The following is a 5,880-nucleotide window of genomic DNA, read 5'->3' on the forward strand; positions in this document are numbered from 1 at the left end:
TCCCCGCGCAGGCGGGGACCCAGAATCCAGAGTCGAACGCACAACCTCGTACCGTTCGAAATCCTCGGTCCCCGCCTTCGCGGGGACGACGGGCGTTAGCCTAATAACCGCGTCAGTCGGTCACGGCCTGCAGCGCAGCCGTCTTGGCCCGCGCCAATTTCACCCGATAGCAACCCCACATAATCACCAACCACACCGGAATCGCGTACACCGACACCTGTATGCCCGGAATCAGCAGCATCACGCCAAGAATAAACAGCACAAAGGCCAGGCAAATGTAGTTGCCGTAGGGAAACAGTAAGGCGCGGAACGCGGTGCGTACGCCGTCTTTGTCCATTTGTTGGCGGAATTTCAGGTGCGAGTAGCTGATCATCGCCCAGTTGATTACCAGCGCCGCCACCACCAGCGACATCAACAGTTCCAGGGCGTTTTGCGGCACCACGTAGTTCACCACCACGGCCAAAAACGTCACCAGCGCCGAGAGCAGCAAGGCATTTACCGGCACGCCGCGTTTATCCACCTTGGCAAATACACTGGGCGCATCACCCTGCTCAGCCAGGCCCAGCAGCATGCGGCCATTGCAGTAGGTGCCGCTGTTGTAGACCGACACCGCCGCCGTCAGCACCACAAAGTTCAGAATGTGCGCCGCCGTATTGCTGCCCAGCAGCGAAAACACCTGCACAAACGGGCTGCCGCTGTAGGGGTCGCCGGCGCTGTTAATGTGCTCCAGCAGCAGGTTCCAAGGCGTCAGCGACAGCAGTACCACCAGGGCGCCCACATAGAAAATCAGGATGCGGTAGATCACCTGATTGATCGCTTTAGGGATCACGGTTTTCGGCTGGTCGGCTTCAGCGGCGGTAAAGCCAAGCATCTCCAGGCCACCAAAGGAAAACATGATAAAGGCCATGGCCATGACCAGGCCGCTGATGCCATTGGGGAAGAACCCGCCCTGCGCCCACAGGTTAGTGACCGTCGCCTGCTCGCCGCCAGCGCCACTAAACAGCAGGTAGCAACCGAGCACGATCATGCCGACGATGGCCACCACCTTGATCATGGCAAACCAGAATTCCGCCTCGCCAAACAGTTTTACGTTGGCCAGGTTGATGGCATTCACCAGCAGAAAAAACGCCGCCGCCGACGCCCAGGTCGGAATCTCCGGCCACCAGTAGTGAATGTACTTACCCACCGCGGTGAGTTCGGACATGCCCACCAAGATGTACAGCACCCAGCAGTTCCAGCCCGACAAAAAGCCGGCGAAACCGCCCCAGTATTTATGGGCAAAGTGGCTAAACGAACCGGCTACCGGCTCTTCCACAATCATTTCGCCAAGCTGGCGCATGATCATAAAGGCGATAAAACCGCAGAGGGCGTAGCCAAGAATCATCGACGGGCCGGCGCTTTTCAGCACCCCGGCCGAGCCTAAGAACAGGCCGGTGCCGATGGCGCCACCGAGGGCGATCAATTGGATGTGGCGATTTTTCAGGCCGCGTTTGAGCTGGCCTGAGGCAAGACTGTTCTGCATAAAACGTCACCTACTTGTTTTTATCTGTGACGGAATCGGACCCGTCGCACTTGTGGCGCAACGGAGTTTCGCAAGGCGCTTGTAGCGGTTCAGCCCTGGTGTGGTGGGCGCTGCCCTTACTGAGCGGGAGCGTCTGGCTGCACCTCCGGCGCGGCATTGGCAAATGCCTCAAGGGAGTTACAGCGCTCGACCACAGCGAGAATGCGTGGGTACGCATGGAGGTCACAGTTAAAACGGCGCGCATTGTACACCTGCGGAATTAAACAGGCCTCCAAGTAACCGGGCCGTTCGCCCAGTGAAAGTTCCGAGGGCAGGCGCGCAAGGCCCTGCTCCACCGCCGCCAGGCCGGTTTCGACCCAATGGCGGTACCAGGCGTCTTTGGCAGCGGCCTCAACGCCCAGTTCGGTGCTGAGGTACTGCAACACCCGCAGATTGTTTAGCGGGTGAATATCGCAGGCGATATGCAGCGCCAGGCCACGGATTTGCGCACGCAGGCCGTGGTCTCTGGGCAGCAAGGCGGGCTGCGGGTAACGCTCTTCCAGGTACTCCAGAATCGCCAACGACTGCGCAATGCGCGTGTCACCGTCCACCAGCAACGGCAGCAAGCCCTGCGGATTGATCGCCAGGTAATCAGCGCCATGTTGCTCGCCGCCGTCCTTTAGCAAATGCACCAGCACCGACTGGTACGCCAGGCCCTTGAGGTTAAGGGCAATACGCACGCGGTACGCCGCGCTGGAGCGCCAATAGTCGTAGAGCGTCAGCATGCTTTAGCCCCGGTACTGGGTAACCACTTGGTCGATGGCGCCGAAAATACTCTGCCCGGCACTGTCGAACATCTCGATGCGCACCCGGTCGCCAAAGCGCAGATACGGCGTTTTTGCCTCGCCCTGCTCAACGATTTCCAGCATGCGCTTTTCCGCCAGGCAACTGGAGCCGGCGCTGCGGTCGTAGTTCGACACGGTGCCGGAACCAACAATACTGCCCGCCCCCAGCGCGCGGGTTTTCGCCGCGTGGGCCAATAGCGTTGGGAAGTTAAAGGTCATATCGGTGCCGGCATCGGGCTGGCCGAACAACTCGCCGTTGATATGCGACGTCAGCGGCCGATGCACCTTGCCATCGCGCCAGCTTTCGCCCAATTCGTCCGGGGTAATCGCCACCGGGGAAAAGCTCGACGACGGTTTGCTCTGGTAGAAGCCAAAGCCCTTGGCCAACTCGCCGGGAATCAGGTTGCGCAGCGATACATCGTTAACCAGCATCAGCAGCTGAATATGCTCGCCCGCCTCGGCCGCTGAGACGCCCATCGGCACGTCGTCGGTGACAACCGCCAGCTCGGCTTCCAGGTCGATGCCCCAGGCTTCGTCGGCCATCAGAATCGGGCTATGGGGCGGGATAAAGGTGTCGGCGCCGCCTTGGTAAATCAGCGGGTCATGCCAGAAACTTTCCGGCATCTCGGCGCCACGGGCTTTGCGCACCAGCTCGACATGGTTGACGTAAGCGCTGCCGTCGGCCCAGTGATAGGCGCGCGGCAACGGGCTGGCGCAGGCGGCTTGGTCAAAGGCGAAGGCTTCACCCTCCAAACCGTCGTTTAGGCGTTGGTACACGGCTTCGAGCTTGGGCCGGGTAGTGGGCCAGGTGTCGAGGGCGGCTTGCAGGGTGGGTGCGATGGCCGGCACTTTGACCGCGCGGATCAGATCGCGGGAGACCACGACTAATACACCGTCACGGCCTTGGTTTAGGGATGCGAGTTTCATGGGAAAACCTTTTTAAATTTTATTGGGTGTTGGATCGGTGAAGGACTGGAGACCGCTGCCCTCTCCCCCGGCCCCTCTCCCGCAAGCGGGCGAGGAGAGACAAGCCGCGTTATCCCTGTAGACCGAGATCAGTTCCCTCTCCCGCTTGCGGGAGAGGGCTAGGGTGAGGGGCCTTTCAGCTTTTCCCCGGCGCCCGCCAAGAATCCACATACGCCGCCACATCCACCGCCGCCGCCGCTTCGCCAATCTCCAGGCCACGACGCGTATCAATCATCACCGCCACCTCCTCAACAAAGGTCGCCGGGCTTTCCTGACTCTTTTTCAGGGCTTTGGGGTGCGGGCCATGGGGGAAGCCGCAGGGGTGCAAGGTCACCATTCCCGCCTCGATATTGTCGCGGCTGAAGAAGTTGCCCCGGTGGTAGAACAGCACTTCGTCGTAGTCGTCGTTGTTGTGATAGAACGGCACCTTCAACGCGCCGGGGTCGCTTTCCACCGGGCGCGGGGTAAAGGTGCAGACCACAAAACCATTGGCGACAAAGGTGGTGTGCGCCGACGGCGGCAGGTGGTAGCGGTGGCTCATCACCGGGCGAATGTCGCGCCAGTTCAGGCGCACCACGGTGTTGTCACCATGCCAGCCGACCACATCCAGCGGGTTGTACGGGTAGGTCACGGTGCTGATCTGGTTGCGCCGTTTGATGCGGATTTGCCAGGTGTTTTCGTCTTGCTGGGCTTTAAACGCATCGTCCAGATGGGGATGGTCAAGCACCGCCGGGTCAAAGATGGCGTGGGGGCCGAGCAGGCCTTTGTCCGGCAGTTGATAGGCGCCGTCAGTGTTTTCGATCAGCAGCATAAAGGTCGGCTCAGCCGCCTCGATACGCCAGGCCGTGCCACGCGGGATCACCAGGTAATCGCCATCGCGATATTCCAAGTGGCCAAAGTCGCAGTAGAAATGCCCGCTGCCTTCATGCACAAACAACAGCTCATCGCCGTCGCTGTTGCGCACCAGGTGGCGCATGGCGCCGTTGCACTTCCATACGCGAATACGCACATCGCTGTTGTGCAGCGCCAGCGGCGCGGCCAGCGGGCAATCGCTTTCGCTCGGTACGCGGTTAAGGTCAAAGGCGTGCGGGCGCAGCGGCCCCTGCCAGTCCACCCAGCCGGTGGGCGGGTGTTTGTGGTGCAGGTGCGCGGCGGGGCCAAAAAAACCTTCACGGCCCATTTCCCGCTCATAGGTGCCTTCGGGAAAATCGCAGTGCGCCTGGCGTGAGCACTCGCCTTCGCGCAGGGGAAAACTGATCCAGTTGCGGCTCATACGTTAGCTCCTGCTCAGTCGGCGGCAATCACGCCACGGCGCACTTGGTCTTCTTCAATCGACTCAAACAGCGCCTTGAAATTACCTTCGCCAAAGCCTTGGTTGCCCTTGCGCTGGATAATTTCAAAGAAGATCGGGCCGATCACCGTGTTGGTGAAAATCTGCAGCAAGATGCCGTCATCACCGGGGGCGCCATCGATCAGCAGGTTCAGTTCCTTAAGCACCGCCGTAGGCTCGCTATGGCCGGCCACGCGGGTGTCGACCTTGGCGTAATAGGTGTCGGGGGTGCTCATAAAATCCACGCCATTGGCGCGCAGCTGGCGCACGGTGGCGTAGATATCGTCGCTGGCCAGGGCGATATGCTGGATGCCTTCGCCGTGGTACTCGCGAATAAACTCCTCGATCTGCGACTTGTCGTCGGCCGACTCATTGATCGGAATACGGATCTTGCCGCACGGCGCCGTCATGGCCCGCGACAGCAGGCCGGTGAGCTTGCCTTCGATATCGAAATAACGAATCTCGCGGAAGTTGGCGATGCGCTCGTAGAAGCCCGACCACACATCCATCTGCCCACGGTTCACGTTGTGGGTCAGATGATCGATTTCGCTCAGGCCCACGGCGTTGTCCTGCGGGGTGCGGCCTTCTATGTACTCGAAGTCGACGTCATAAATGCTCTTGTCGCCATAGCGGTCGACCAGGTACAGCAATGAGCCGCCGATGCCTTCGACGCAGGGAATATTCAACTCACCAAAGTTAGCGTGACTGCCCACCAACTTGGCCCCTTGCGACTCCACATACGCCGCCGCCTGCGCAGCGTTCTGCACGCGAAAGGCCATGGCGCAGGCGCTTGGGCCATGCTTTAAACCAAACTCACGCACATGCCCGGTGGGGCTGCCGTTAAGCACAAAGTTGATGTCGTTTTGCTGAAACAAAAACACTTCTTTGGAGCGGTGCTTGGCGGTTTCGGTAAAGCCCATGGCGGTGAACAGCTCACGCAGCTGCTGAATGCCTTCGGCGGTGGGAGCGGTGTATTCGACAAACTCGAAACCGTCAGTGCCGATCGGGTTATGCGGCTGAATGGGAGTGGGTTTAACAGCGTGCAAAGCGTTCATGGCGCCTCCGGGATTGTTGTTATGCGGTGGCCGGGGTGGCCTCTGCATTCATAACAACCTGCGCGCAGGGGCGTCACAAGCGGGGCATAAGGCTCGGCTGTGGGACTGGCGGCGCTAGCTTGGCAACTAATCTTTACGCGGGCTAAACCTGCGCATTCTCCTGCGCAATTCTGGGTTCCCGCC

The 5,880-nt window shown here is 60.3% G+C and carries 5 protein-coding genes; all 5 read right to left on the bottom strand.

Annotation, left to right across the window (positions count from 1 at the left end; translation table 11 throughout):
* Positions 1 to 112: 112 nt before the first annotated feature.
* A complete protein-coding gene (locus AAAB16_RS02190) occupies positions 113 to 1,522 on the bottom strand; it encodes an amino acid permease (RefSeq protein ID WP_340661859.1) in 1,410 nt (469 codons plus the stop codon).
* A 116-nt stretch (positions 1,523 to 1,638) separates the two neighbouring features.
* Positions 1,639 to 2,286 (bottom strand): maleylacetoacetate isomerase, encoded by a 648-nt coding sequence (maiA, locus tag AAAB16_RS02195; protein ID WP_340661860.1) that lies wholly within the window; start codon positions 2,284 to 2,286, stop codon positions 1,639 to 1,641.
* 3 nt (positions 2,287 to 2,289) lie between these two features.
* Positions 2,290 to 3,273 (bottom strand): fumarylacetoacetate hydrolase family protein, encoded by a 984-nt coding sequence (locus AAAB16_RS02200; protein WP_340661861.1) that lies wholly within the window; start codon positions 3,271 to 3,273, stop codon positions 2,290 to 2,292.
* A gap of 175 nt (positions 3,274 to 3,448) precedes the next feature.
* Complete coding sequence (locus AAAB16_RS02205; RefSeq protein ID WP_340661862.1) at positions 3,449 to 4,585, bottom strand: homogentisate 1,2-dioxygenase; 1,137 nt, start codon at positions 4,583 to 4,585, stop codon at positions 3,449 to 3,451.
* Between the two features lie 14 nt (positions 4,586 to 4,599).
* Positions 4,600 to 5,697: a 4-hydroxyphenylpyruvate dioxygenase gene (gene hppD, locus AAAB16_RS02210; RefSeq protein ID WP_340661863.1), complete on the bottom strand. Its 1,098-nt coding sequence runs from the start codon at positions 5,695 to 5,697 to the stop codon at positions 4,600 to 4,602.
* Positions 5,698 to 5,880: the final 183 nt, after the last annotated feature.

This window comes from Pseudomonas sp. (assembly GCF_037994325.1).
In the GTDB taxonomy this organism is placed as follows: Bacteria; Pseudomonadota; Gammaproteobacteria; order Pseudomonadales; family Pseudomonadaceae; genus Aquipseudomonas.

Coding starts and splice junctions, on each gene's coding strand:
- AAAB16_RS02190 (WP_340661859.1), bottom strand. CDS start 1,522: ATGCAGAACAGTCTTGCCTCAGGCCAGCTCAAACGCGGCCTGAAAAAT.
- hppD (WP_340661863.1), bottom strand. CDS start 5,697: ATGAACGCTTTGCACGCTGTTAAACCCACTCCCATTCAGCCGCATAAC.
- maiA (WP_340661860.1), bottom strand. CDS start 2,286: ATGCTGACGCTCTACGACTATTGGCGCTCCAGCGCGGCGTACCGCGTG.
- AAAB16_RS02205 (WP_340661862.1), bottom strand. CDS start 4,585: ATGAGCCGCAACTGGATCAGTTTTCCCCTGCGCGAAGGCGAGTGCTCA.
- AAAB16_RS02200 (WP_340661861.1), bottom strand. CDS start 3,273: ATGAAACTCGCATCCCTAAACCAAGGCCGTGACGGTGTATTAGTCGTG.